The sequence below is a fragment of the Cupriavidus sp. 22TCCZM01-5 genome (genome assembly GCF_057798915.1).
Genome location: NZ_JBYOJR010000010.1, coordinates 151,215 through 173,176, shown reverse-complemented (window position 1 = coordinate 173,176; position 21,962 = coordinate 151,215). Strand labels below are relative to the sequence as shown.

Sequence of the window (21,962 nt, the reverse complement as noted above, 5' to 3'; positions counted from 1 at the left end):
ATGAAGCGATCATCGGCAGAAATCATTCGTGAGTATGGCCCGTTTCCGGGCGTGGACGCCGTGCATGGCGTCACCTACGACGGGCGCCAGGTGTGGTTCGCCTCCGGCGACAAGCTCAACGCGCTCGACCCGGCGAGCGGGCAGATCGTGCACGCCATCGCGTTGCCCGCGCATGCGGGAACGGCCTTCGACGGCCGGCACCTGTTCCAGATCTCCGAGAGCCGCATCCAGAAGATCGACCCACAGACCGGCAGCGTGATTGCCACCATTCCGGCGCCTGGCGGTGGCGGCGACTCCGGCCTTGCCTGGGCCGAAGGCTCGCTCTGGGTCGGACAGTACCGCGAGCGCAAGATCCACCAGATCGACCCTGAGAGCGGGAAAGTGCTTCGCACCATCGAGTCGAACCGCTTCGTGACCGGCGTCACGTGGGTCGACGGCGAGCTGTGGCACGGCACGTGGGAAGGCGAAGCGAGCGACCTGCGGCGCATCGATCCGCGTTCGGGCGAGGTCCTGGAACGGCTCGAGATGCCCCCGGGTGTCAGCGTGTCGGGACTCGAGTCCGATGGCGGGGACCGGTTCTACTGCGGAGGCGGCACCAGCGGAAAGCTCAGAGCCGTGCGGCGCCCAGGCAAGGACGCACCGCAGACGTGACGCGCCTATCCTGAGCTGAGATGCATCCGCGCCAGCAGCGGCAAGTGATCGGATGCCAGCCGCGCAAGCGGGCTGCGGTGGCTCGCTACCGCAACCAGGTGCGCACGCGGCGACGTCCAGATGCGATCGAGCGCCAGCAGTGGACAGCGCGACGGGAACGTCGACACATGCGGCGTGCGCTCGAAGTACGCATGCAGCCAGCGCAACGGCCGGCCCCACAGGAACCATTCGTTGACATCGCCCAGCAGGATCGTCGGCTGGGCCGGGACTTCGGCCAGCGCCGTCAGCAGGCGGCGCACCTGCGCGCGGCGCTCGCTCGGGCGCAGGCCCAGGTGCGTGGCGATCACGCGCAGCGCGAAGCTGCCGGACTCGATCGCATGGCACGCGAGCTGCGCGTCGATGGCGCCGCGCGGCTCGCGCCCTTTCACGCTGAGATCGATGTGCCGCACGGCGATCGGTGGATAGCGCGTCAGCAAGGCATTGCCATAGTCGCCGTCAGCGCGCACCAGCGTCGGTCCAGGGATCGCATGCAGCGCCGTGTGTTCGGACAGGAAGCGCAGCATGTCAAAGCCGGTGGCACGGGTTTCCACCTCCTGCAGCGCCACCAGGTCGGCGCGCAGCTCGCGCAGCACTTCGCAGATCCGCTTCGGCACGAAGTGGCCGTCGGTGCCGACACCGCCGTGGATGTTGTAGCTTGCCACCACGATCTCGGCGTGCCTGCCTGCGACGGCTGGTGCTGGCGCTGGCGCGTTCACTGTGTACTCTCGCTCGATGCGGAGCCACGCGCGTGCGGCGCGCGTCTGCGACGCTCTCGTCTTCGCCGCAGTGCCAGCCACAAGCCCGCGGGTAGCAGCAGCACGAGCGCCAGCAGCGCGAATGTGGGAACGCCGGGATTGCGCGCCACGGCGGCAATGCGGTCGACCAGCGATGCCGACACGATGATGCCAGGCGACATGCCGATGGCCGTGCCCAGCAGGCAATCGCGCAGACGGATGCGGGAAGCGCCTACCACGAGGTTGACCAGCGTGAACGGCGCCACGGGCACCAGTCTCAGTGCCACCATCGCCAGCACGCCGTGCTGGCCGACTTGCTGGCTGAGCCGGTTCAAACGCCGCCCGCCAAAGCGCTGCACGGTATCGCGACCGAGCAAGCGCCCGACCGTGTAGCCCGCGGCCGTGCCCAGCACGGTGCCGGCCAGCGCCATCGCGCCGCCATACAACGGCCCGAACACCAGCACCGTGACCACGATCAGCAAGGTCACCGGAACCATGGTCAGCGCGCCCACGACATAGGCGCACATCAGCACGAGCGGCGCCAGTGGCATATCGTCGACACGTTCCACAAGCGCCAGCAAATGCCGGAAGTCTGCCCATTCACGCAACGGCGTGTAGCGCCATGCAAACATCACGCCGGCCAGCATCAGCACGAACGCCACCAGCAGCGCCACGCGGCTGGCCGCGTGCGGCCGCGCCTCATGGCCGATGAACTCTGCCATCACCTGTTCGGAATCGATGGGCTCCATCGGATCGAGCAGCATGGCATCGGGCAGCGCGGCATCGACGTCTTCGGGAACGCTCGGCGTGAAAGGCTCCAGCGTGCGTCCTGCGGGCCGGTGCAGCGCGCGCAAGGCGTCATTCAGCCGGGGATGCATCGCCATCGCCTGGCGCAGGACCTCGGGCGTGACCGCAAGGTGTTCGCAAAGCAAGCGCTCGCGCATCGCGCGGATCGATGCCGCGACGCGAGCGTCGCCGTTTGATTCGATCACAAGGTTGCATTCGGTATCGAGCCCGAACGACCGGTTGCTGAGGTTCGCGGAGCCGACCGTGATCAGGCGGTCGTCCACGATCATCACCTTGCTGTGGACATTGACGCAGGCATTGCGCAAGCCCGGCACTTCAGGGCAGTAGAGCTGGAAGCGAGCATGCGAATCGGCGGCGCGCAGGCCTCGGCAGAGCCGCGCGCGCAGCACGCCCATGCTGGCCTCCTCCAGCCAGCCGCTTTCGGTCCGGCGCGAGACCAGTGCGATGTCGGGCCCGGCGGGCTCGCGCAGGCGCGACGCGAATGCGTCGGCAATCAGGCCCGAACTGAAGTACTGGTTTTCGAGGTACAGGCTGTCCTGCGCAGCGGCGATCGCATCGGTATAGAGCTCGCGGATCTCGCAGATGGCGCGGGCCACATCGCTTGCCGGATACGTGCGGCTGATGCCGACCCGCACATCGGTAATATCCGGCGATACCCGTGCGGGCCAGGCGTCCGCCGCCGGCACCGCGGGTACACGCGGATGGCGTCCCGTCGCATGCAGCCAACGCTCGGCAGCGAGATCGCCCAGCGCCCGCGCGGCAGCGCCGTCCACCATGCATTGCACGTCATGGAACGGCGCGTAGGGCCTGCCGTCCGGATCGATCCGGCGCGGTTCGTCAGCACGATGGTCGGGGGTATCCCAGCGGCGGATCGTCAGGTCCAGTCCGCCGGCGAACGCCAGGCAGTGATCGATGACCACGACCTTCTGGTGATGCGAAGCCCCCGCGGGATGATTTCCATCCAGGCGGAACGACAGACGCCCGTGCGCCTGCCAGTGCTGCCGCGCCGCGGGCAGGAACTCGCGTTCGAACGCGAATACCATCGCGAAATCCCAGCTCAGCACATAGATGCGCAGACCGCGCCGCCGCTCGCACAGCGCGTTGAGGAAGTTGCGAAGCTCGACCGGCAGGCCGTCGTCCGGAGCTCCGGACGTCAGCCGCATGCGGCTGTCGATGTCCCAACCGAGGATGAAGATGGTTTGCCTGGCACGTGCCAGCGCCTCCCGCAGCGCGGTGAAATAGGCATCCGCGTCGACCAGCATCGCAAAGCGCGCACAGGGCTCCACGCGCCAGCAATTGCGGCCGGGACGCAGCAGCGAGGCTTGTACATCGTTTGTCATGGCGAAATAGATGCCGCGCAAGTTCCATACCGGTGGTGCGGGCATGAGAACCGCCGGGTGCGCTGCTCATGTCGTGCCGGCTTTACTTGTGGTTGTAAAAGTTGCCGGAACGCTGCCTCCGACTTCTATTGGTGAAACGGCTCCCTGCATTCCGTTTAATTGACCGACCGGTCGGCTTATATATAATGGGGCCGAACCACAGGCGCAAAGCCGGCCGCAAGAGCCGGGACAACCGCCGCCAAAGGAGGCTCCTATGTACACGCAGAGTCTGGACCTGCCCGGCAACCCTGCCGCAGTCAGTCCGTCCGACCCGGGCCTGGACGACGCCGGCCGCCAGGCGGCGTTCGATGCACGCATGGCCGCCGACAGCAAGATCGAACCGCAGGACTGGATGCCGCAGGCTTATCGCAAGACGCTGGTCCGGCAGATCTCCCAGCACGCGCACTCCGAGATCGTCGGCATGCTGCCCGAAGGCAACTGGATCAGCCGCGCGCCGTCGCTCAAGCGCAAGGCCATCCTGCTGGCCAAGGTGCAGGACGAGGGGGGGCATGGCCTTTACCTCTATTCCGCGGCCGAAACGCTGAACACCTCGCGCGACGAAATGATCGAGGCGCTGCACACGGGCCGCGCCAAGTATTCGTCGATCTTCAATTACCCGACGCTGACCTGGGCCGACGTCGGCGTGATCGGCTGGCTCGTCGACGGCGCGGCGATCATGAACCAGATCCCGCTGTGCCGCTGTTCATACGGCCCGTATGCGCGCGCCATGATCCGCATCTGCAAGGAAGAGTCGTTCCATCAGCGCCAGGGTTTCGACGCGCTGCTGGCGATGATGCGCGGCACCGATGCCCAGCGCGAGATGGTGCAGGACGCGGTCAACCGATGGTGGTTCCCGGTGCTGATGATGTTCGGGCCGCCCGACGCCGCGTCCACCAACAGCGCCCAGACCATGGCCTGGGGCATCAAGCGCATCTCGAACGACGACCTGCGCCAGAAGTTCGTCGACGCAACGGTCGAACAGGCCAAGGTGCTCGGCGTCACGCTGCCCGATCCGGGCCTGCAATGGAATAGCGAGCGCGGCCACTACGACTACAGCCCGCTGGACTGGGACGAATTCTGGCGCGTGATCAACGGCGACGGCCCGTGCAACCGCGAGCGCCTGGCCACGCGCGTGAAGGCCCACGAGGACGGCGCCTGGGTGCGTGAAGCCGCGCTGGCCCACGCCGCCAAGCTGGCCGCGCGCGAGGCGCAGCGCGAAGCCGCCTGAGACCATGGACAAGGAGAGCAGCATGACCCGGAAAGAGTGGCCGCTGTGGGAAGTGTTCGTGCGCAGCAAGCAGGGCCTGGAGCACAAGCATTGCGGCAGCCTGCATGCGGCGGATGCCCAGCAGGCGCTGCACATGGCGCGCGATGTATATACACGCCGCCAGGAGGGGGTGTCGATCTGGGTGGTGCCGTCCAGCGCCATCACCGCCAGCGCGCCCGAGGAAAAGGCCGAGCTGTTCGACCCGATGGCCGACAAGATCTACCGGCACCCGACCTTCTATCAGTTGCCCGACGAAGTCAACCACATGTAAGGGCCCGGCACCATGACGACCCCGACGTCCGACATCGCGCTGCCATACCTGTCGCACCTGCCGCCCGAGCGCACCGCGGCGCTGCGCTATGTGCTGCGGCTCGCCGACAACGCGCTGATCCTCGGCCAGCGCAACGCCGAGTGGTGCGGCCACGGCCCGGTGCTGGAAGAGGACATTGCGCTGGCCAACATCAGCCTGGACCTGATCGGCCAGTCGCGCCTGCTCTATGCGCACGCCGGCGAACTCGAAGGCGCGCTGACCGGCCGGCCGCGCCATGAGGATGACTACGCGTACTGGCGCGGCGAGCGCGAGTTCGGCAACTGGACGCTGGCCGAACTGCCGCACAGCGGCCCGCTGGCCGGCACCGCCAGCAGCGACCGCGACTACGCCGTCACCATCACGCGCAACTTCCTGTACAGCGCGCTGATGGTCGAGTTGTGGAACGTGCTGCAGGCCAGCACCGACGCCGGGCTGGCCGCCATCGCGGCCAAGTCGCTAAAGGAAGCGCGCTATCACCTGCAACACGCCGCCGGCTGGATGGTGCGGCTTGGCGACGGCACCGAAGCCTCGCACCTGCGCATGCAGCGCGCGCTCGACCACCTGATGCCATACATGAACGAGTGCTTTGCCGGCGACGACGTGGAGCAGCTCGCTGCCGCCCAGGGCGTGGCCGTGCCCACCTCGGCGCTGCGCGACGCATGGGAGGAGACAGTCGACGAGACCCTCGAAGCCGCCACGCTCGACAAGCCGGTACCGAGCACCTTCCTGTCCACCGGCAAGCACGGCCTGCATTCGGAACATATGAGCTACCTGCTGGCCGAGATGCAGAGCCTGGCGCGCGTCCATCCCGGCGCGCAGTGGTAGCCGGCGGGAAGCCGACATGAGCACCGTGACCCATTCCGATTCCGTCGACTTCGATTCCGGCGCCGGGCGCGTCGCGCGCGCGTGGCTTGTGCTTGAGGCTGTGCCCGACCCGGAAATCCCGGTGGTATCGATCCGCGACCTCGGCATCCTGCGCGAAATCGCCGTGGCTGACGGCGACACGCTGGAGGTCACGATCACGCCGACCTATTCCGGCTGCCCGGCCATGTCGCAGATCGCCGAGGACATCGGCCAGGCCCTCGATGCGGCCGGGCTCGGGCCGTGGCGGATCCGCACGGTGCTGTCGCCGGCGTGGACGACCGACTGGATCAGCGACGCCGCGCGCGAACGCCTGCGTGAGTTCGGCATCGCCCCGCCGCACCCGTGCGGCACGGCGGCCACCACGCCTGCCATGCAGCCACTGAATTTCGTACCGCGCGCGGCGCGCGCCGGCGTGCCCGACACGGTGGTCTGCCCGCGCTGCGGGAGCCGCCACACGCAGGAAATCTCGCGCTTTGCGTCCACGGCCTGCAAGGCCCTCTACCGCTGCCTGGACTGCCGCGAGCCGTTCGACTACTTCAAACCCTACTAATCCCACGACGCTGCCGTTCCGAGCGAGCTGCCATGACCCCACAGTTCCATCCGCTGCGTGTGGCGCAGGTGCGCCCCGAGACGGCCGACACGATCTCCATCGCGTTCGAGGTGCCCGAAGGCCTGCGCGACGCCTACCGCTTCACCCAGGGCCAGTTCCTGACACTGAAGGCCCCGGTCGATGGCCAGGAACTGCGCCGCTCGTACTCGATCTGCAGCGGCGTGCAGGATTACGCGGAGCGCGGCGAGCTGCGCGTGGCGGTCAAGCTGGTCGAGGATGGCATCTTTTCCAGCCACCTGCACGACACGCTGGCGACTGGCCAGGTCATCGACGTGATGACGCCGGACGGGCGCTTCCACGTGCCGCTCGATGCCGGCGCCGCGCGCCACTATGTCGCCTTTGCCGCGGGCAGCGGCATCACGCCGGTGCTATCGCTGATCCGCACCACGCTGGCGGCGGAACCGAAGAGCCGCTTCACTCTGGTCTATGGCAACCGCACGGTCGACAGCATTATCTTTTCCGAGGCGCTCGAAGACCTGAAGAACCAGTACCTGGCGCGCTTCACGCTTTACCACGTACTGTCGCGCCAGCCGCAGGAAGTCGACCTGCTGCATGGGCGGCTCGATCATGCGCGGGTCACGGCCTTCCTGCAGGCGCTGATTCCGGTGGACGATATCGATGCCGCCTTCGTGTGCGGCCCGGCGTCGATGATCGACGATGTCGAAGCGGCGCTGCGCGACGCCGGGCTGGACCCGCACCGCATCCACGCCGAACGCTTCGGCGTGCCGGTGGACCGCCAGAAGCGCGCGCCCGCGCATGCCGCTGGCGACCACGCCGGCACGGCCGAACTCGTGGTCGTGCTGGACGGCAAGCAGCACACCATGCGCCTGCCGCTGGAAGACGGCAAAGTGCTCGACACCGCGCTGGCGGCGGGGCTGGACCTGCCTTATGCGTGCAAGGGCGGCGTTTGTTGCACCTGCCGCGCCAAGGTGCTGGAGGGCCAGGTCGAGATGGAGAAGAACTACACGCTCGAGCCGTGGGAAATGGAAAAGGGCTTCGTGCTGACCTGCCAGGCCCGTGCGCTCACGCCCCGGGTGGTGGTCAGCTACGACGAGCGCTGAACGTTCGCCGCGCCGCGCGCCGTGGGCCGACGCGCCGGCTGGCGAAGCCTGGCCGTGATTACAATGGGATGGGAGCGCATTGCCGGCTCCGCAAGGTGACTGACAACCGTCCCACGCATATACAATCACGGCCATGCAATATATCCACGTCGTCAACGGCGATGTCGCCGGAAATACCCTGCGCCAGGCGCTGGCCCAGGCTGCCCGGCCCGACCCCGTGATCGTGCTGCGCGACGACCTGGCCGTGGGTCCGCTCGTCGACGTGGACAGCACCGGCCAGATCCGCTCCGGCTTCTGGCAGCGCGTGGCCCCGCACACCGACATCGACTTCCCCGCCGAAATGCGCCAGGCGCTGGACCAGCTGCAGACGCTGCGCCAGAGCGAGATGGAAGTCGCGATCTGGCACGGCCAGAGCGCGGCCGACCAGCTGATGCTGCGCCGGGTGGTGTTCCACCTCTACCAGGCCCCCCAGCGCATCAATGAAGTCTCCATGGACCTGCGCGAGCTGGAATTGCCGCCGCAGGCCGGGCTGGCGGCCATCGGCATGTACTCGCCGGCACGGCTGGCGCGGCGCTTCTCGACCATCGCGCCGGTCTCGGTACTGCGCCTGGGGCGGCTGGGCTACGAATGGCAGCAGAATGTGCGCGAGAACGCCGATGTCCGGCTATGGAAGGGCAATACGCTGGTGCCGGCGGCCTACCACAGCATCGACGACATCATCATGGAGCGGGCTCCGTCCGATTGGACGCCCGCGTCCCAGGTGGTAGGCAGCGTGATGGGCGCTATCGAAGGCTTGCTGGCCAGCGACTGGTTCGTGTTCTGGCGCTGCCGCGAGCTGATCTCCACGGGCCGGATGGTCCTGCGCGGCAACGCCGATTCGCTCGACACCTGCGAGCTGCGCCGGCATCAGGCCACCAGCGCGGAATAGCCCCTCTTCCCTCTTCTCCCCGGACACTCCCTGCCGGACAGACATGGCCCGAACCAAGGCACCCGACTTCGAAGCGCAGCGCGAGCAGATCCTGGAACTGGCCGCCGCCGCCTTTGCCAACAGCAGCTACCCCAGCACCTCGATGGCCGACCTGGCCGCCGCCTGTGGCACCTCCAAGGCGCGCCTGTATCACTACTACGAGAGCAAGGAAGCGATCCTGTTCGACCTGCTGGACCGCTACACGCGCCGCCTGATGCTGATCGTCACGGAGGTCGAGGCGGATTCCGAGCGCCAGGGCCGCACCGACAGCGAAAGCTTCGCCAGCCTGATCCGCGCCTTCCTGGCCGAGTACGAGAACTCGCAGACGCGCCATATCGCGCTGATCAACGACGTCAAGTTCCTGGCCGACGAGCAGCGCGACATCATCCTCGGCCGCGAACGCGACGTGGTCGCGGCGTTCTCGCGCATGCTGCGGCGCGCGTACCCGGAGCGCGTCACGCGCGAGAACCAGACCGCGCTGACCATGATGGTGTTCGGCATGATCAACTGGACCTTCACCTGGCTCAAGCCGGGCGGCAAGCTGTCCTACGCGGCGTTCGCCGACATGGTGGTCGACATGCTCGAAGGCGGGCTGCCGGGCAAGGCCGGCATCCCCGCGCAAGCACTGGCCCGCCGCTGAAGGCACTGAAGGCAGGCCGGCCCGGCCATCAGGACCATTCGGCCTCTTCCTGCTGGCGCCGCTGCTCGCGGTCCTGGCGGAACATTTCTTCCAGCTCGTCGCGCGCCTGGCGCGCCAGCGACACCAGCTTCTTCTGGTCCGTGTAGTGCGGGTAGAAGCGGTCGATGGCCTGGATGTTGTGGCGGCGGAAACGCAGCGCGACGCTGCGGGCCTGCACCGGATCGAATCCCAATCCTTCCAGCACCCGCCGGCCCAGCATTAGCGAACCCTCGAACATCTCGCGCTCGAACAGCTGCACGCCGCGGTCCTTGAGCTGGTAGATGTGCGAGACATGGCGCGCCCGGGCGTAGATCTGCAGGTCCGGGTAGCGTTCGCGCACGCGGTCGATCAGTTGCAGGCTGTCGTCCATGCCGTCGATGGCCACGATCAGGATGCGCGCCTTGGCGATGCCGGCGGCTTCCAGCAGGTCCAGCCGCGTGGCATCGCCGTAGAAGATCTTGAAACCGTACTGGCGCAGGAACTCGATCTGGTCGGGATCATGGTCCAGCACGGTCACGCCGATGCCCTGCGCGTACAGCAGACGGCCGATGATCTGCCCGAATCGCCCGAAGCCGGCAATCATCACCGGGTTGTCCTGCGGCGTGATGGCGTCGTCGGCGCGCCGTTTCATGGCCCCCACGTGCGGCGCCACCAGGCGGTCATAGGCCAGTAGCAGCAAGGGCGTGGCCACCATCGACAGGGCCACGATCAGCACCAGCAGCGCCTCGGTCTCGCGCGGCAGCAGGCCCGCCGTGCCGGCCACGCCGAACACGACGAAGGCGAACTCGCCGCCCTGCGAGATCAGCAGCGCGAACAGCAGCCGCTGGCCGCGCGCAATGGCGAAGTATCGCGCCAGCAGCATCAGCACGGCGGTCTTGGCGACGACGAAGGCGGCCACCAGCCCGAGCACGGTGCCGGGCGCACGCGCCAGCACCGCGAAGTCGATCGACATTCCCACGGCCATGAAGAACATGCCGAGCAGCAGGCCCTTGAACGGCTCCAGGTCGGCCTCGAGCGCATGGCGGTACTCTGAATCGGCCAGCAGCACGCCGGCCACGAAGGTGCCCAGCGCCATCGACAGGCCCACCGCATCCATCATCAGCGCAATGCCAACCACCAGCAGCAGCGCGAAGGCGGTGAACATCTCGCGCATGTCGGTCCGGGCGATGAAGCGCAGGGCCGGGCGCACGAGATAACGGCCGCCGAACACCACGGCCGCAATCACCGCCACGCCCTTGGCCGCCGCCTGCCAGCCGCTGGCGCCGCCGGCGTCTGTCGCGCTCTCTGCCGCCAGCAGCGGCAGCAGCGCGATCATCGGGATGGCCGCGACGTCCTGGAACAGCAGGATGCCGAAGCTGGCCCCGCCCGCGGGCGTGCCGAACAGGTTGCGCTCGCCCAGCGTGGCCAGGGCGATGGCCGTGGACGACAGCGCCAGTCCCAGCCCCGCAACCAGCGCCACCGGCCAGGGCGCCCCGACAAGCACCGCCAGGACGCCGATCACCAGCGCACACGCCGCAAGCTGGATACCGCCATAGCCGAAGATGCTCTGCCGCAGCGCCCAGAGCTTGCGTGGCTCCAGCTCCAGGCCGATCACGAACATCATCAGCACCACGCCGAATTCCGAGAAATGCAGGATCGACTCGACATTGGTCACCAGGCGCAGAGCAAACGGCCCGATGGCCGCACCGGCCAGCAGGTAGCCGAGCACTGCGCCCAGGCCGGTGCGGCGCGCCAGCGGCACCGCCACCACGGCGGCCACCAGAAACACCACGAGCGCGATCAGGAAGTCGTGCTGGTTCATGTGCGTACCTCCGCGCCTGCCGCGGCCGGGCTGCCCTCATGGGCACCAATGCGCCTGCAAACGTGGGTGATATGCCCGGCCAGGGCCTGGGCGTCGATGTTGTCGGCGTCATGCAGCACCAGCGGCGGCAGCCAGTCCATCCCGCACAGCCGCGCGGTCTGCTCCAGCGGCAGCAGGAACGCTTCGATCGGGTGGCCATGGTTGCCTTCGGGCCCATAGGAATCGAAGGTGCCGCCGGTGCTCGCCACGGCCAGCACGGACTTGCCGCGCAGCGCCGTGCCGCCGGGGCCATAGGCCCAGCCATATTCGAGCACCTCGTCGAGCCAGAGCTTGAGCAGCGCCGGCACGCTGTACCAGTGCACCGGGTACTGCAGGACGACCGTCTCCGCAGCGGCGAGCGCGCGCTGCTCGGCGACGACATCGATGTCGTAGTCGACGTAGCGGCGATAGAGATCGTGAACTGCGACGTTCGGCAGCGTGGCGAGCGCCTCTGCCAGCGGCCGGTTCACGCGCGAACGGCTCGGCGCGGGATGCGCATAGATCACAACAATCGGGGATTCGGTCTTCGGCACGGGCGATCAGTCCGGAAAATCGGGCGTACCCGCTTCGGCGGGCATGCAGTTATCCAAGGGAATGCGGCGTTGCAGCAAATCCACAGCTGAGCGGCTGCAACAATTCATCACATTTTTTCAAGCTTTTGATTTTACTCAGTATTTTTACAGAAATTTGGTCCGGCCATCCCTGCTGCATCGCAGGAAGCTTACGCGTAACTGACAGTTCCGCTACAATACTTTTCGTGCCGCATCAAGATGGTGTTTGCCCCTATCTGGCAGCTTGTGAAGCAGAAAGTGCCTGGTCAAACACCACAGCGGTGTTATTTTTATCGCTGATTGCACCGGATTGCACCGGGAAGGAAACATCGTGAATCCGCTCGAACTGAGCAAGGCTGTCGGCGCCGTTACCGACGAAGATCTGCGCAAGGCAGCCGAAGCCACACAGGCCGCACAGCGCGCCACCGTCCTGGTGCGCGAGCTGGCCGCCCATCACCGCTCGCGCCTGCTGAAGCATTTCCTCGCCCTGCGCGAGGAGGATCGCCTGCTCCGTTTCGGCCAGTCGGTGGGCGACCACGTGATTGAAGCGTATGTCGACAGCATCGACTTCGACCATGACTCGGTGTTCGGCGTGTATGACGAGAAGCTGGAACTGGTCGGCGTCGGCCACTTCGCCAACCTGCGCGACAACGCCCAGGGCCGCGTAGCGGAGTTCGGCGTATCGGTGTCGAAGAGCGCGCGCGGCCGCGGCATCGGCAGTGCGCTGTTCGAGCGCGCCGCCATCCACGGCCGCAACACCAGCGTGCGCACGCTGTACATGCACTGCCTGTCGCGCAACGCGGCCATGATGCATATCGCCAAGAAGGCCGGCATGAAGGTCCAGTACGCGTACGGCGAGGCCGACGCCTACCTGGAGCTGCCGCCGGCAGATGCCATGAGCCGCCTGACCGAGGCGCTGGACGAGCAAGTCGCCGACCTGGACTACCTGGTGCGCCGCAACCTGCGCGACGCGCGCCGCTTCGGGCTGCGCTTCTGGCGCTCGATGGTGCCGCAGAAGGGCACCGCCTGATACCCTCGCCGCGCACCGGCCAGGCCCGCACGCCAGACGGCGCATCGTGACGATGCGCCGTTTTTGTTTTACGCGGCAGCTCAGCCGCCGGCAACCGGCAGTGCCGTGGTGTCCTTGATGCTTTCCAGCGCAAAGCTGGAACGGACGTCGATGACGGACGGGTGGGCAAGCAACTGCTCCTGCATGAAGCGCGCGAAGTGTTCCATGTCTTCCACGTAGACCTTGAGCAGCAGGTCCATTTCGCCGGTCATGGCATGGCATGCCGCCACCTCCGGCCACGTGGAAATGGAAGCGCGGAACAGGTCCAGCGGCGCCTTGCCCTTGGGCGCGCCACCATGCTTTTCCAGCCGGACGTTGATATAGGCCAGCAGGCCCAGGCCGATCTTGCCGGGTTCCAGCAACGCCGCATACTGGCGGATCACGCCAATCTCCTCCAGCCGGCGGATGCGCCGCAGGCACGGGCTCGGCGACAGGTTCACGCGCTCGGCCACCTCCAGGTTGGTCAACCGGCCGTTGGTCTGCAGCACCTCAAGGATCTTCCGGTCGATCTTGTCCAACTCCACCTTGCTCACGATTTCGTTGCTCCGCAGTATGTTTATTGGCAATTTTTTTGCGCAAATTTAGCAAGTTGTGCACAACTACGCAATTTTTTGTGGCATCTCATCCGGTTTGTGGCCGTATCCATCACTCTGGCGAAGGAATGGACGGGCAAGATCGTGCCGCGACAAACTGACCAAGGGAAGGCAAGGAGGGTGCCAAGCCGGTTGCACGGGCAGCGGGCATTCTACGGTCGTTCTGCGCTTATCCGGCACCAATGCCAGGATTTGGAGCACTAGAAGACCCGAAATGCAAAAAAAAAGCGCGACCCGTAAAGGTCGCGCGATATCAGGCGTCGCCCCGGTGTGGGGCGCGCTCACGCGGATCAGCCGCCGCTGCTGGAAGGCGCCGACGGCGCCCCCGGTCCGCGCGGCATGCGCTGCATGCGCTCCTCGTGCATCTTCTGCATGCCTGCCTTGATTTCGTCGAGAGTCAGCTTGCCGTCATGGTTGGCGTCGAGTTGATCGAAACGCTCCGCCAGCCGCGGCATGCCTGTCTTGACTTCGTCCCTGGTCAGCGCGCCGTCATTGTTCTTGTCGGCGGCCTTGAACTTCGCCTCGAATTCCTTCTGCATTTCGGCACGGCGTTGCTCCATCATGGACTTGCGGTAGGCCGTTAGTTCGTTCTGGTCGAGCTTGCCGTCGTGATTGGTGTCGATGCGGTTGAACAGCGCGTCGGCCTCGGCCTTGGAAATCGTGCCGTCGCCGTCGGTGTCGACCGACTTCATCCACATGCCGCCACCGTGCTCCATGTGGTGGTGCATGGCACCGCGCTGGCCCGGTACGGGCGCGGGCGCCGGCGCGGTTGCTGCGGCCTGGGCAAAGGCGCCGCCTGCGACGAGGAACGCGGCGGACGCGGCCAGGAAGTGCTTGAGGATCTGCGACTTGGAATTGCCTTGCATGTCTTGCTCCTTTTCATCACGTGGGCATGTACGGATTAGAACGCGGACGATGCAGGGAAGTTGGCGCTTTTAATACGATGTTACGCGCCTCACAGAAAGGCCGTCCGGTCGTAAGCGATCGCAAGCCAGGACGAATATTGGCGAGCCATGGCGGCCCGCGCGCCCGGATTCAGTTCTTGGGCACAAGCGGCTCGGCCATTGGTGCGTGCGGCGCCACGGCAGGCTGAAGCTGGTGGGGATCGACGTTCTGCGGTTGCGGCTGCATGTTGACCGGCGGCGCCGGCGAGGCGGGCTGTACCGGCTGTGGAGCCGGCGACGATGGGGCAGGCGGCTGGCTCACCGCGGGCGCTGGCGGCGTCATCGGTGTGGCGAGCGGAGCGGCCGCACCGGAAGGCGGCGTTGCCAGCGGTGCCGGACCGGAGCGCTCCGCGCCGGCCTGTACCGGCAACGCAATCTCCTGGCGCACCCCATTGCGCTCGATCACCACGGAACGGCCGTGGATCTCGACCAGGCGAATCTGCTGCGACAGTGCCGTACCGGCCCGCACAGCCTTGGGCGGGCCGCCGTCGAGCGACACGATCGCGGCGCCCGCGCCGTCGGCCACATCCGCCACGACCCCGACCAGCTGGACGTCACGCACGCCACCCTGGGCGGAGCCGCCGAACAGCGTGGCCACGGCGCCGGTCTCGATCGCCTCGGTCTGCGCCACGCGGGCGGCTTGCGGTACGGGGATGGTCCGCATGGCGCTGAAGGTCAGCACCCAGTGCGTCGCCAGGGCGCATAGCGCGACGAAGAGAACCAGGCTGGCCGCGCGCGGCAGCCAGGCGGCAGCATCGGGACGGAAAACGGGCCGGAAGGAGAGTTGCACGGAATGGACGGTACGCTCGACAGGAACGCATCAAGCGTACCAGAGGCCCATGACCGTGTCTGCGACGGCTTACAGCAGGTCGTCCAGCAGATCCGGGCCAAACACTTCGCGATGGATATGCCCGACCGGCACGCCGGCGCTGATCAGCGCATGCCGTTGCGCCTGCATGAAGCCGAGCGGGCCGCACAGGTGGAAATCGCCATCGATGAACAGGCTGTTCTCGGGCGAGGCGAGCAGCTCGGCGACCGGCATGGTGCCCGCATGGTCGTAATCGCGGCCGGCCACGTCGGCGGCTTGCGGCTGCTCATAGCTGACATGGGTACGCAGCTGCAGGCGCTCCTTGGCCCAGGCCACGTCGGCGCGGTGCGCATGGTGGCGGCCGTCGCGCGCGGCATGGGCGAACAGGATTTCACGCCTGGAACCCTGCAGGGCCAGCGTGCGCAGCACCGACAGCATCGGCGTGATGCCGATGCCGGCCGACAGCAGCACCAGCGGGCGCTGGCCGTCCAGGCGCGGCGCAAAGTCGCCGAACGGCGCGCTCACGGCCAGTTCGGTGCCGGGCTGGGCGTTGGCGTGCAGCCAGTTGGAGACGGCGCCGGCCGGCGTGGCATGGTCGCCGTCCTCGCGCTTGACGGAAATCCGCCACGTCGGCAGGCCGCGCTCGGCGGACAGCGAATACTGGCGCTGCTGGCGATTGCCATCCTCGAGCGCGACTTCGACGCTGATGTACTGGCCCGGTCGGAAATCGCCCAGCGGCTTGCCGTCGATGGCCGACAGCGTCAGCGCGACCACGTTGTCGCTCTGCACTTCGCGGCGCTCTACGCGCACGGCGATGCGCTCGCCGGCGGCCAGGCCGGTGCTCTGGTACAGGCGCGCTTCGGCGGCGATCAGTTCGCCGGCGAGCAGCCAGTAAGCTTCGTCCCAGGCAGCAAGCAGGTCAGGCGTGGCGGCTTCGCCCAGCACGGCGGAAATTGCGCCCAGCAGGTGCTTTCCGACAATCGGATAGTGCGCGGGCGTCAGGCCCACGGCCGCATGCTTGTGCACGATGCGCTCGACCACCGGCGCGAGCGCGCTGGCGTTGTCGATGTTGGCGGCGTATGCGAACACCGCGGATGCAAGCGACTGCTGCTGCGAGCCGTTGGCCTGGTTGCCCATATTGAAGAGCTGGGTCAGTTCGGGCCGGGCCGCGAACATCTCGCGGTAGAAATGGGTGGTGATGGCGAGACCATGTTCGCGCAGCACCGGAACGCTGGCATCGATGTAGGGGCGGGAAGCGGCAGACAACATCAGGTAAGGCTCCGTTTTAATTCATGCAAATAAAATGCATGTTTTCACTCACAACAAAGCCGGCGCACGGGGCGTCTAAACGAACCGCTCAGGAGGTGCCGTTCAGGCCGTGCGCCGGCTCATAAAATCACGATGCAGCCGGATGATCGACTCGGCGGTCTGGCTGCCGGTCACATCCGCCAGGGTGACGGTGTCAAGCTTGCGGTAGAACGCCTGCTCTGCCTCGTCCAGCGCCCGACGCAGCCGGCAACTGCCGCTCAGGGCACACGGCGGATTGTCACAGTCAATGACCGGCTTGTGCCCTTCCAGCTCGCGCAGGATCGTGCCGATGGTCAGCTGGCAGGCCTGCGGGCCCAGTTCCAGTCCACCGTGGCGACCGCGCGTAGCCGTGAGCCAGCCCAGTTTCGACAGACGCGCGGCCACCTTCACCAGGTGGTGGTGCGAAATCTCGAACTGCTGCCCCACCTCGGCAATGGTGATGGGCCGGCTGCCGTCGGCGCGTGCGACGTACATCAGCAGCCGCAGTGCGTAGTCGGAGAAACGGGTCAGTTGCATCGTGGCGACATCTTAGATAAGCAGCATTTCAAATGCAAGATTATTGTTGCAGTGCAGGATACCGTGACATGGATCGCACACCTGCGTGCGAGAATCCCACGCCACAAAAAACAGTCATGGGGTGGCGGTTATACTGGCTGCCGAACGCCGGGCGCGCGGCTAGCGGCCCGCCCCGCCATCCAGCAAGAGGCTCAGACACGATGCGCAGATTTTCACCGCTTACCGCCAATACCCGCTTCATGAGATCGCGCCACACCAACGGCAGCCGCGGCTTCACCCTGATCGAAATCATGGTGGTGATCGTCATCCTGGGGGTGCTGGCGGCGCTGGTGGTGCCCAAGATCATGAGCCGCCCTGACGAAGCCCGCATCGTGGCGGCACGCCAGGATATCTCGTCGATCATGCAGGCGCTCAAGCTCTACCGGCTCGACAACAGCCGCTACCCCACCACCGAGCAAGGCCTGGCCGCGCTGGTGGCCAAGCCGACCACCGAGCCCGTGCCCAATAACTGGAAGGGCGGCGGCTACCTGGAGAAGCTGCCCAAGGATCCGTGGGGCCACCCGTACCAGTACCTGAACCCCGGCGTGCGCGGCGAGATCGACGTCTTCAGCTTCGGTGCCGACGGCCAGGCCGGCGGCAGCGGCAATGACGCCGACATCGGCAACTGGGAATAACGCCGCGCCCGCAGCATGAAACCGGCCCCGTGCCGCCGCGCCGCCGCCTGCCGGCCACGGGGCTTCACCCTGCTCGAACTGCTGGTGGTCATGGTGATCGCCGGCATCGTCATTTCGCTGGTGGCCATCAATGCTTCGCCCAATGAGCGCGGGCGCCTGCTGGACGACGGCCAGCGCATCGCGCGCCTGTTCGAGCTGGCGCAGGAAGAGGCCCAGCTCGGCGCCCGCCCGATCGCCTGGGAAGGCAGCATCAGGGGCTGGCGCTTTCTCGAATCCACCCCCAACGGCTGGGTCCCGATGCGCACCGACGTGTTCGCGCCGGGTCAGTGGCGCCTTGCGCCGGACCAGGTGATCATCGCCGAAGGCGGCCGCAACGCCGGCACGGGCGGCCCGCCGCGCCTCGTCTTCGGTCGCGAGCTGATCGACGGCCCGCAGCGGCTGGTACTGGTGCGCGGCGACATCCGCGTCGATGTCGTCGGCGACGGCGGCGGCCGTTACTTCGCCAGCACGCCATGAGCGCGCCCGCCGTCGCCTCCTTGCGCCGCCCTGCGCGCGGCTTCACGCTGATCGAGGTGCTGGTGGCGCTGACCATCCTGGCCGTCGCGCTGACGGCGGCCATGCGCGCCATGGGCAGCATGATCGATGCCAGCGCCGCGCTGCAATCGCGCATGCTGGCCGAATTCAGCGCCGAGAACCACCTGGCCACGCTGCGCCTGTCCAAGACCTGGCCCGAGCCAGGCGTCAGCGGCTATGCCTGCCCGCAGGGCGGCACGCCGCTCTATTGCGAGCAAAGCGTCTCCGGCACGCCCAACCCCGTGTTCCGGCGCGTCGAGATCGCGGTCTATCCGTCAGCCGCCGACCGCTCGGTGCGCCTGGCGTGGCTGGTCACCATCATCCCCAATGAAACGCGCAACCTGCTCTGAGCGCCGCCAGGCGGCGCCGCGCGGCTTCACGCTGCTCGAGATGCTGGTGGCCATCACGCTGCTGGCGGTCATGGCCGTGATCGGCTGGCGCGCGCTGGACAGCATGACGCGCAGCCGCGAACGGCTGACCGACCACGATGCCCGGCTCGACGCACTCAAGGTGCTCTACGGCCAGTTCCAGTCCGACTGCGAGCACCTGGCCAACGCGGACCTGCTGCAGGCCAGCCCGGTGGAAGTCGGGGCCGGCCAGGTGCTGATGGTGCGCGACCGCCGCGAAGAGAACCAGCCGCCGATGTGGCAGGTGCTCAGCTACCGGCTTGACGGCAACGCGCTGGTACGCCTGGCTGCCCCGCCCGTCGACAGCCGCGCCGCCGTGCAGTCCGCGCTGCTGGGGCTGCGCCAGGCCGGCCGGCAAGACAACGTGCAGGCGCGCCGCGTGCTGTCCGATGTGGACAGCCTGGGCGCGCGCGTATGGATCGATCCGCAGGGATGGCTGGCCGACAACGGCCGCATCCGCGGCGCGCTGTTCAATCCAGCCAGCGCCGTGGCGGCGACGGCGGCGACGGCGGCGACGGCACCGACCGGCGCCGTCGTCCGCGCCGTGGAGCTGTCCGTGCGGGCGCGCATGGGCGACGGCGACACGCCGCGCGACTTCCTCAAGATCTGCATGACGGGCCTGTGATCATGCGCCGATCCTCTCCCTCCCTGCCCCTGCCCCTGCCCCTGCCCCTGCCCCGCCGCCGCGCTCGCGGTGCCGCCGTGGTCACGGCGCTGCTGATGGTCACGCTTGCCGTGGTGGTGGTGTCCGGCATGCTGTGGCGCCAGCAGGTGCAGATCCGCTCGATCGAGAACCAGCGCCTGCTGGCGCAGGCCACGTGGATCGAGCGCGCGGCCGTGGACTGGGCCCGGCTGATCCTGCGCGACGACCAGCGCCGCACCAGCATCGACGAGCTTGGCGAGCCCTGGGCCGTGCCGATCGCCGAGACCCGGCTGTCGGACTTCCTTGGCGCGGCGCTGCGCACCGACCAGTCGGGCGAGACCTCGTTCCTGTCCGGCCGCATCCTGGACGCCCAGGCACGCTTGAACCTGACCAACCTGGTGCTGTGGACCGCCACGCCGACCCAGGGCCGCGCCGCCACGGTCGACCCGGCCGCGCTGGCGGCCTACCGCCGCCTGCTGCAGACGGTAGGCCTGAACCCGTCGCTGGCCGAGACCACGGGCCGCTTCCTGCTGCGTGCCGCCCAGGGCGGCGCCGACGGCCAGCCCGCGCCCCGGCCGGCCGACAGCGCCCAGAGCCTGCTGGCGATCCCGGGCTATACGCCAGCGATGGTTGCTGCGCTGGAGCCGTTCATCACGGTGCTGCCCGAACGCACGCTGGTCAACGCCAATACGGCCGACCCGGAAGTGCTGTCGGCCGTCATCAACAACCTGGCGCTCGACCGTGCGCGCGAGTTGGTCCGCGAGCGCGACCGCGCGTACTTCAATAATGTCGGCGACCTCCAGACCAAGCTGACCGGCGTGGCGCCGCAGGCCGACACCGGCAACCTGTCCGCCATGCTGGACGTGCGCACGCACTATTTCCTGATCTACGGCCTGGTGCGCCACGAGCGCGCCAGCCGGCTTCAGGTGTCGCTGGTGTACCGTGGCGAGGTGCTGGGCAACGCCAACACCACGCGCGTGCTGTGGATCCACGACACCGACCGCCTGCCCGATCTGCGATGACGCATCTGCCGATTTGCACGCGTTCGGGTACGCGACGTTGCAGGCCGAGACACCGGGGAGAATGCTATTGACGCGGATTAGTCACACAGGCAAGGTATGCTGCGGCGCTGCCGCAACCGTGGCGCCATGCCGAGCGGCGCCCCTGCCTTTCCGTTTCCGCCACCCGGCACATCCGCGCCCGGGCATCCCCGCCGCTGCCCCGGCAGTCCCCAAGCACAGCCTCACTGACGTCAACATTAGGAAATCTTGAGCACCACCCTGTACGTTCGCTTGCCGCACCGGCCGCACGACCAGCCGCAACCCTGGCATTTTGGCGCCCTGCCGTTCGCCCTGGTACGCGACCCGTCCATGCCGGCCGCGCGGCGCACGGACGCCTCGCAGGCGCCGGAAGTGTTGCGCGAAGGCCACGCCCAGATTGCCGCGCTGCCCGCCGCGGAGCGTCTGGTGCTCATCCTTGCCGCCAGTGACGTACTGCTCACCACAGCGACCGTGCCACCGCTGCCGCCGGCGCGTCTCAAGCTGGCACTGCCCAACCTGGTGGAAGATGCGCTGGCCACGGACGCGCAGCCGTGCCACGTCGGCGTGGGCCCGGTGCTGGACGGCGACGCCGCACGGCCTGCGCGCGGCCCGCGCCGCCGCCTGCTGATGGTGGCCGACCGGGCCTGGCTGCGCGCCGTGCTCGATGCCTTTGGCGAACACCGCCATCGCCGCCGCCATATCCTGCCGGCGCAGATGTGCCTGCCGCTGGCGGCTGCGCCGGAAGCCGGGGATGACGATAGCGCCGCGGCGCAGCCGGCCACGCTGGTCGTCGAAGCCGCGGCCGCGTCCCTGGCCCAGGCCGAAGGCATGGTCGAACCGACGCTGGCCCCGCCGCCAATCGCAGCTGGCGGCGGCCAGTGGCAGCTCACGGTACGCACCGGCCCCCATGAAGGCTATGGCCTGCTGCTCGGCAATGATGCACTCGCCGCATGGCAGGCCCTGGCGCCCGAAGGCGACTGGCATGGCGATGCCAGCGCCGTGGCCAGCGCGCCGGTGCCCGCGCTGCGCCAGGCCCGCGCCGCCGACTGGCGCCTGTGGATCGCCGGCGCGCAGGGCTGCCTGCAGGAACCCGGGCTGGACCTTGCACAGTTCGAGTTCGCCCAGGGCCGCGCGGACCGCTGGAACCTGCTGGCCTGGCGCCTGCCGCTAGCGCTGGCCGCTGGCATCGTGCTGGTCCAGCTGCTCGGCATGAACGTACACTGGCTGATGCTGCGCCACGAACAGCAGCGGCTCGAAGCCGCGCAGCTGCAGACGCTGCACAACGCCTTCCCGCAGATCCAGACCGTGCTCGACGCCCCGCTGCAGATGCGCCGCCAGGTGGAACAGCTTCGCCTGGCCAGCGGGCGCAGTACGCCGGACGATTTCCTGCCGCTGGCCGACCGTTTTGGCCAAGCGGCCCGCCAGCTTCCGCCAGACGGCCTGCAGGCGCTCGAATACCGCGGCCGCACGCTGGTGGCCACGCTCAAGCCCGGCACCGATACCGCCGCGTTGCGCGGCGCCGTGCGCCAGGCCGGCCTGCAAATGGAAGAAGACAAGACCGCCGAGGACACGCGCCCCGCCGGTCCGGCCGGCTCGCGCTGGGTCATCAAGCCAGGCCTGTGAACCGA

The 21,962-nt window shown here is 67.8% G+C and carries 24 protein-coding genes; 15 read left to right on the top strand and 9 right to left on the bottom strand.

What is annotated here, in order from left to right; genetic code table 11:
• Window positions 1-651 carry a Vgb family protein gene (locus tag AC3FNH_RS12755; protein WP_488720297.1) on the top strand — a complete coding sequence of 217 codons (651 nt, stop codon included), beginning with the start codon at window positions 1-3 and terminating at the stop codon, window positions 649-651.
• 5 nt (window positions 652-656) lie between these two features.
• Here the strand turns inward: AC3FNH_RS12755 and AC3FNH_RS12750 are convergent, their stop codons facing one another.
• Together AC3FNH_RS12750 and AC3FNH_RS12745 are read right to left on the bottom strand one after the other, a co-directional pair.
• Window positions 657-1,352: an endonuclease/exonuclease/phosphatase family protein gene (locus AC3FNH_RS12750; protein WP_488720287.1), complete on the bottom strand. Its 696-nt coding sequence runs from the start codon at window positions 1,350-1,352 to the stop codon at window positions 657-659.
• Between the two features lie 50 nt (window positions 1,353-1,402).
• Window positions 1,403-3,616 carry a VTT domain-containing protein gene (locus tag AC3FNH_RS12745; protein WP_488720286.1) on the bottom strand — a complete coding sequence of 738 codons (2,214 nt, stop codon included), beginning with the start codon at window positions 3,614-3,616 and terminating at the stop codon, window positions 1,403-1,405.
• Between the two features lie 208 nt (window positions 3,617-3,824).
• Here AC3FNH_RS12745 and paaA point away from each other — a divergent pair, with 208 nt between their 5' ends.
• From paaA to AC3FNH_RS12710, 7 genes are all read left to right on the top strand, one after another.
• Window positions 3,825-4,838, top strand: a complete 1,014-nt coding sequence (gene paaA / locus AC3FNH_RS12740; RefSeq protein WP_276098810.1) for a 1,2-phenylacetyl-CoA epoxidase subunit PaaA — start codon at window positions 3,825-3,827, stop codon at window positions 4,836-4,838.
• A gap of 22 nt (window positions 4,839-4,860) precedes the next feature.
• Window positions 4,861-5,148 carry a 1,2-phenylacetyl-CoA epoxidase subunit PaaB gene (gene paaB / locus AC3FNH_RS12735; protein WP_276098811.1) on the top strand — a complete coding sequence of 96 codons (288 nt, stop codon included), beginning with the start codon at window positions 4,861-4,863 and terminating at the stop codon, window positions 5,146-5,148.
• A 12-nt stretch (window positions 5,149-5,160) separates the two neighbouring features.
• A complete protein-coding gene (gene paaC / locus AC3FNH_RS12730) occupies window positions 5,161-6,012 on the top strand; it encodes a 1,2-phenylacetyl-CoA epoxidase subunit PaaC (protein ID WP_488720285.1) in 852 nt (283 codons plus the stop codon).
• Window positions 6,013-6,028: 16 nt separating this feature from the next.
• Window positions 6,029-6,601: a 1,2-phenylacetyl-CoA epoxidase subunit PaaD gene (gene paaD / locus AC3FNH_RS12725; protein ID WP_276098813.1), complete on the top strand. Its 573-nt coding sequence runs from the start codon at window positions 6,029-6,031 to the stop codon at window positions 6,599-6,601.
• A 32-nt stretch (window positions 6,602-6,633) separates the two neighbouring features.
• On the top strand, window positions 6,634-7,722 hold the full coding sequence (paaE, locus tag AC3FNH_RS12720) for a 1,2-phenylacetyl-CoA epoxidase subunit PaaE (RefSeq protein ID WP_488720284.1): 1,089 nt from the start codon (window positions 6,634-6,636) through the stop codon (window positions 7,720-7,722).
• 133 nt (window positions 7,723-7,855) lie between these two features.
• Window positions 7,856-8,650, top strand: coding sequence for a DUF1835 domain-containing protein (locus AC3FNH_RS12715; protein WP_276098815.1), 795 nt, complete (start codon window positions 7,856-7,858; stop codon window positions 8,648-8,650).
• Window positions 8,651-8,693: 43 nt separating this feature from the next.
• Complete coding sequence (locus AC3FNH_RS12710; RefSeq protein ID WP_276098816.1) at window positions 8,694-9,329, top strand: TetR/AcrR family transcriptional regulator; 636 nt, start codon at window positions 8,694-8,696, stop codon at window positions 9,327-9,329.
• Window positions 9,330-9,357: 28 nt separating this feature from the next.
• Here AC3FNH_RS12710 and kefC read toward each other — a convergent pair whose 3' ends face one another.
• Together kefC and kefF are read right to left on the bottom strand one after the other, a co-directional pair.
• The gene (gene kefC, locus AC3FNH_RS12705) at window positions 9,358-11,169 is read right to left on the bottom strand and encodes a glutathione-regulated potassium-efflux system protein KefC (RefSeq protein WP_488720283.1); all 1,812 of its coding nucleotides are present in this window, start codon (window positions 11,167-11,169) and stop codon (window positions 9,358-9,360) included.
• Window positions 11,166-11,714 carry a glutathione-regulated potassium-efflux system oxidoreductase KefF gene (gene kefF / locus AC3FNH_RS12700; protein ID WP_488720296.1) on the bottom strand — a complete coding sequence of 183 codons (549 nt, stop codon included), beginning with the start codon at window positions 11,712-11,714 and terminating at the stop codon, window positions 11,166-11,168. Before kefF ends, kefC begins: the two co-directional genes overlap by 4 nt.
• A 376-nt stretch (window positions 11,715-12,090) precedes the next feature.
• On the opposite strand from kefF, the gene AC3FNH_RS12695 reads away from it, so the two are divergent.
• Complete coding sequence (locus AC3FNH_RS12695) at window positions 12,091-12,789, top strand: GNAT family N-acetyltransferase (protein WP_276098818.1); 699 nt, start codon at window positions 12,091-12,093, stop codon at window positions 12,787-12,789.
• Window positions 12,790-12,869: 80 nt separating this feature from the next.
• On the opposite strand, the gene AC3FNH_RS12690 is transcribed toward AC3FNH_RS12695, so the two are convergent.
• The 5 genes from AC3FNH_RS12690 to AC3FNH_RS12670 all read right to left on the bottom strand — a co-directional run bounded on the left by AC3FNH_RS12690 (window position 12,870) and on the right by AC3FNH_RS12670 (window position 16,997).
• Window positions 12,870-13,361: an Lrp/AsnC family transcriptional regulator gene (locus AC3FNH_RS12690; RefSeq protein WP_211946200.1), complete on the bottom strand. Its 492-nt coding sequence runs from the start codon at window positions 13,359-13,361 to the stop codon at window positions 12,870-12,872.
• Window positions 13,362-13,711: 350 nt separating this feature from the next.
• Window positions 13,712-14,287, bottom strand: a complete 576-nt coding sequence (locus AC3FNH_RS12685) for an EF-hand domain-containing protein (protein ID WP_276098819.1) — start codon at window positions 14,285-14,287, stop codon at window positions 13,712-13,714.
• 169 nt (window positions 14,288-14,456) lie between these two features.
• Entirely contained in the window at window positions 14,457-15,155 is a 699-nt protein-coding gene (locus AC3FNH_RS12680; protein ID WP_488720282.1) for a type II secretion system protein N, read from the bottom strand.
• Between the two features lie 69 nt (window positions 15,156-15,224).
• Complete coding sequence (locus AC3FNH_RS12675; RefSeq protein ID WP_488720281.1) at window positions 15,225-16,442, bottom strand: globin domain-containing protein; 1,218 nt, start codon at window positions 16,440-16,442, stop codon at window positions 15,225-15,227.
• Between the two features lie 102 nt (window positions 16,443-16,544).
• Entirely contained in the window at window positions 16,545-16,997 is a 453-nt protein-coding gene (locus tag AC3FNH_RS12670; protein ID WP_488720280.1) for an RrF2 family transcriptional regulator, read from the bottom strand.
• Between the two features lie 239 nt (window positions 16,998-17,236).
• Here AC3FNH_RS12670 and gspG point away from each other — a divergent pair, with 239 nt between their 5' ends.
• From gspG to gspL, 6 genes are all read left to right on the top strand, one after another.
• Window positions 17,237-17,671: a type II secretion system major pseudopilin GspG gene (gspG, locus tag AC3FNH_RS12665; RefSeq protein WP_276100845.1), complete on the top strand. Its 435-nt coding sequence runs from the start codon at window positions 17,237-17,239 to the stop codon at window positions 17,669-17,671.
• Window positions 17,672-17,686: 15 nt separating this feature from the next.
• Window positions 17,687-18,187, top strand: coding sequence for a prepilin-type N-terminal cleavage/methylation domain-containing protein (locus tag AC3FNH_RS12660; RefSeq protein WP_276098823.1), 501 nt, complete (start codon window positions 17,687-17,689; stop codon window positions 18,185-18,187).
• Window positions 18,184-18,594, top strand: a complete 411-nt coding sequence (gspI, locus tag AC3FNH_RS12655; protein WP_276098824.1) for a type II secretion system minor pseudopilin GspI — start codon at window positions 18,184-18,186, stop codon at window positions 18,592-18,594. The genes AC3FNH_RS12660 and gspI overlap by 4 nt, the downstream gene beginning before the upstream one ends.
• Window positions 18,572-19,276, top strand: coding sequence for a PulJ/GspJ family protein (locus AC3FNH_RS12650; RefSeq protein ID WP_488720279.1), 705 nt, complete (start codon window positions 18,572-18,574; stop codon window positions 19,274-19,276). The genes gspI and AC3FNH_RS12650 overlap by 23 nt, the downstream gene beginning before the upstream one ends.
• A gap of 2 nt (window positions 19,277-19,278) precedes the next feature.
• Entirely contained in the window at window positions 19,279-20,316 is a 1,038-nt protein-coding gene (gene gspK, locus AC3FNH_RS12645) for a type II secretion system minor pseudopilin GspK (RefSeq protein ID WP_488720278.1), read from the top strand.
• A 246-nt stretch (window positions 20,317-20,562) separates the two neighbouring features.
• On the top strand, window positions 20,563-21,957 hold the full coding sequence (gene gspL, locus AC3FNH_RS12640; RefSeq protein ID WP_488720277.1) for a type II secretion system protein GspL: 1,395 nt from the start codon (window positions 20,563-20,565) through the stop codon (window positions 21,955-21,957).
• Window positions 21,958-21,962 lie beyond the last annotated feature (5 nt).

Bases quoted from the DNA above. Each gene is read 5' to 3' on its own strand.
- AC3FNH_RS12755 (WP_488720297.1), top strand. From the start codon at position 1: ATGAAGCGATCATCGGCAGAAATCATTCGTGAGTATGGCCCGTTTCCG.
- AC3FNH_RS12745 (WP_488720286.1), bottom strand. From the start codon at position 3,616: ATGCCCGCACCACCGGTATGGAACTTGCGCGGCATCTATTTCGCCATG.
- paaA (WP_276098810.1), top strand. From the start codon at position 3,825: ATGTACACGCAGAGTCTGGACCTGCCCGGCAACCCTGCCGCAGTCAGT.
- paaB (WP_276098811.1), top strand. From the start codon at position 4,861: ATGACCCGGAAAGAGTGGCCGCTGTGGGAAGTGTTCGTGCGCAGCAAG.
- paaC (WP_488720285.1), top strand. From the start codon at position 5,161: ATGACGACCCCGACGTCCGACATCGCGCTGCCATACCTGTCGCACCTG.
- paaD (WP_276098813.1), top strand. From the start codon at position 6,029: ATGAGCACCGTGACCCATTCCGATTCCGTCGACTTCGATTCCGGCGCC.
- paaE (WP_488720284.1), top strand. From the start codon at position 6,634: ATGACCCCACAGTTCCATCCGCTGCGTGTGGCGCAGGTGCGCCCCGAG.
- AC3FNH_RS12715 (WP_276098815.1), top strand. From the start codon at position 7,856: ATGCAATATATCCACGTCGTCAACGGCGATGTCGCCGGAAATACCCTG.
- AC3FNH_RS12710 (WP_276098816.1), top strand. From the start codon at position 8,694: ATGGCCCGAACCAAGGCACCCGACTTCGAAGCGCAGCGCGAGCAGATC.
- kefC (WP_488720283.1), bottom strand. From the start codon at position 11,169: ATGAACCAGCACGACTTCCTGATCGCGCTCGTGGTGTTTCTGGTGGCC.
- AC3FNH_RS12685 (WP_276098819.1), bottom strand. From the start codon at position 14,287: ATGCAAGGCAATTCCAAGTCGCAGATCCTCAAGCACTTCCTGGCCGCG.
- AC3FNH_RS12675 (WP_488720281.1), bottom strand. From the start codon at position 16,442: ATGTTGTCTGCCGCTTCCCGCCCCTACATCGATGCCAGCGTTCCGGTG.
- AC3FNH_RS12670 (WP_488720280.1), bottom strand. From the start codon at position 16,997: ATGCAACTGACCCGTTTCTCCGACTACGCACTGCGGCTGCTGATGTAC.
- gspG (WP_276100845.1), top strand. From the start codon at position 17,237: ATGAGATCGCGCCACACCAACGGCAGCCGCGGCTTCACCCTGATCGAA.
- AC3FNH_RS12660 (WP_276098823.1), top strand. From the start codon at position 17,687: ATGAAACCGGCCCCGTGCCGCCGCGCCGCCGCCTGCCGGCCACGGGGC.
- gspI (WP_276098824.1), top strand. From the start codon at position 18,184: ATGAGCGCGCCCGCCGTCGCCTCCTTGCGCCGCCCTGCGCGCGGCTTC.
- AC3FNH_RS12650 (WP_488720279.1), top strand. From the start codon at position 18,572: ATGAAACGCGCAACCTGCTCTGAGCGCCGCCAGGCGGCGCCGCGCGGC.
- gspK (WP_488720278.1), top strand. From the start codon at position 19,279: ATGCGCCGATCCTCTCCCTCCCTGCCCCTGCCCCTGCCCCTGCCCCTG.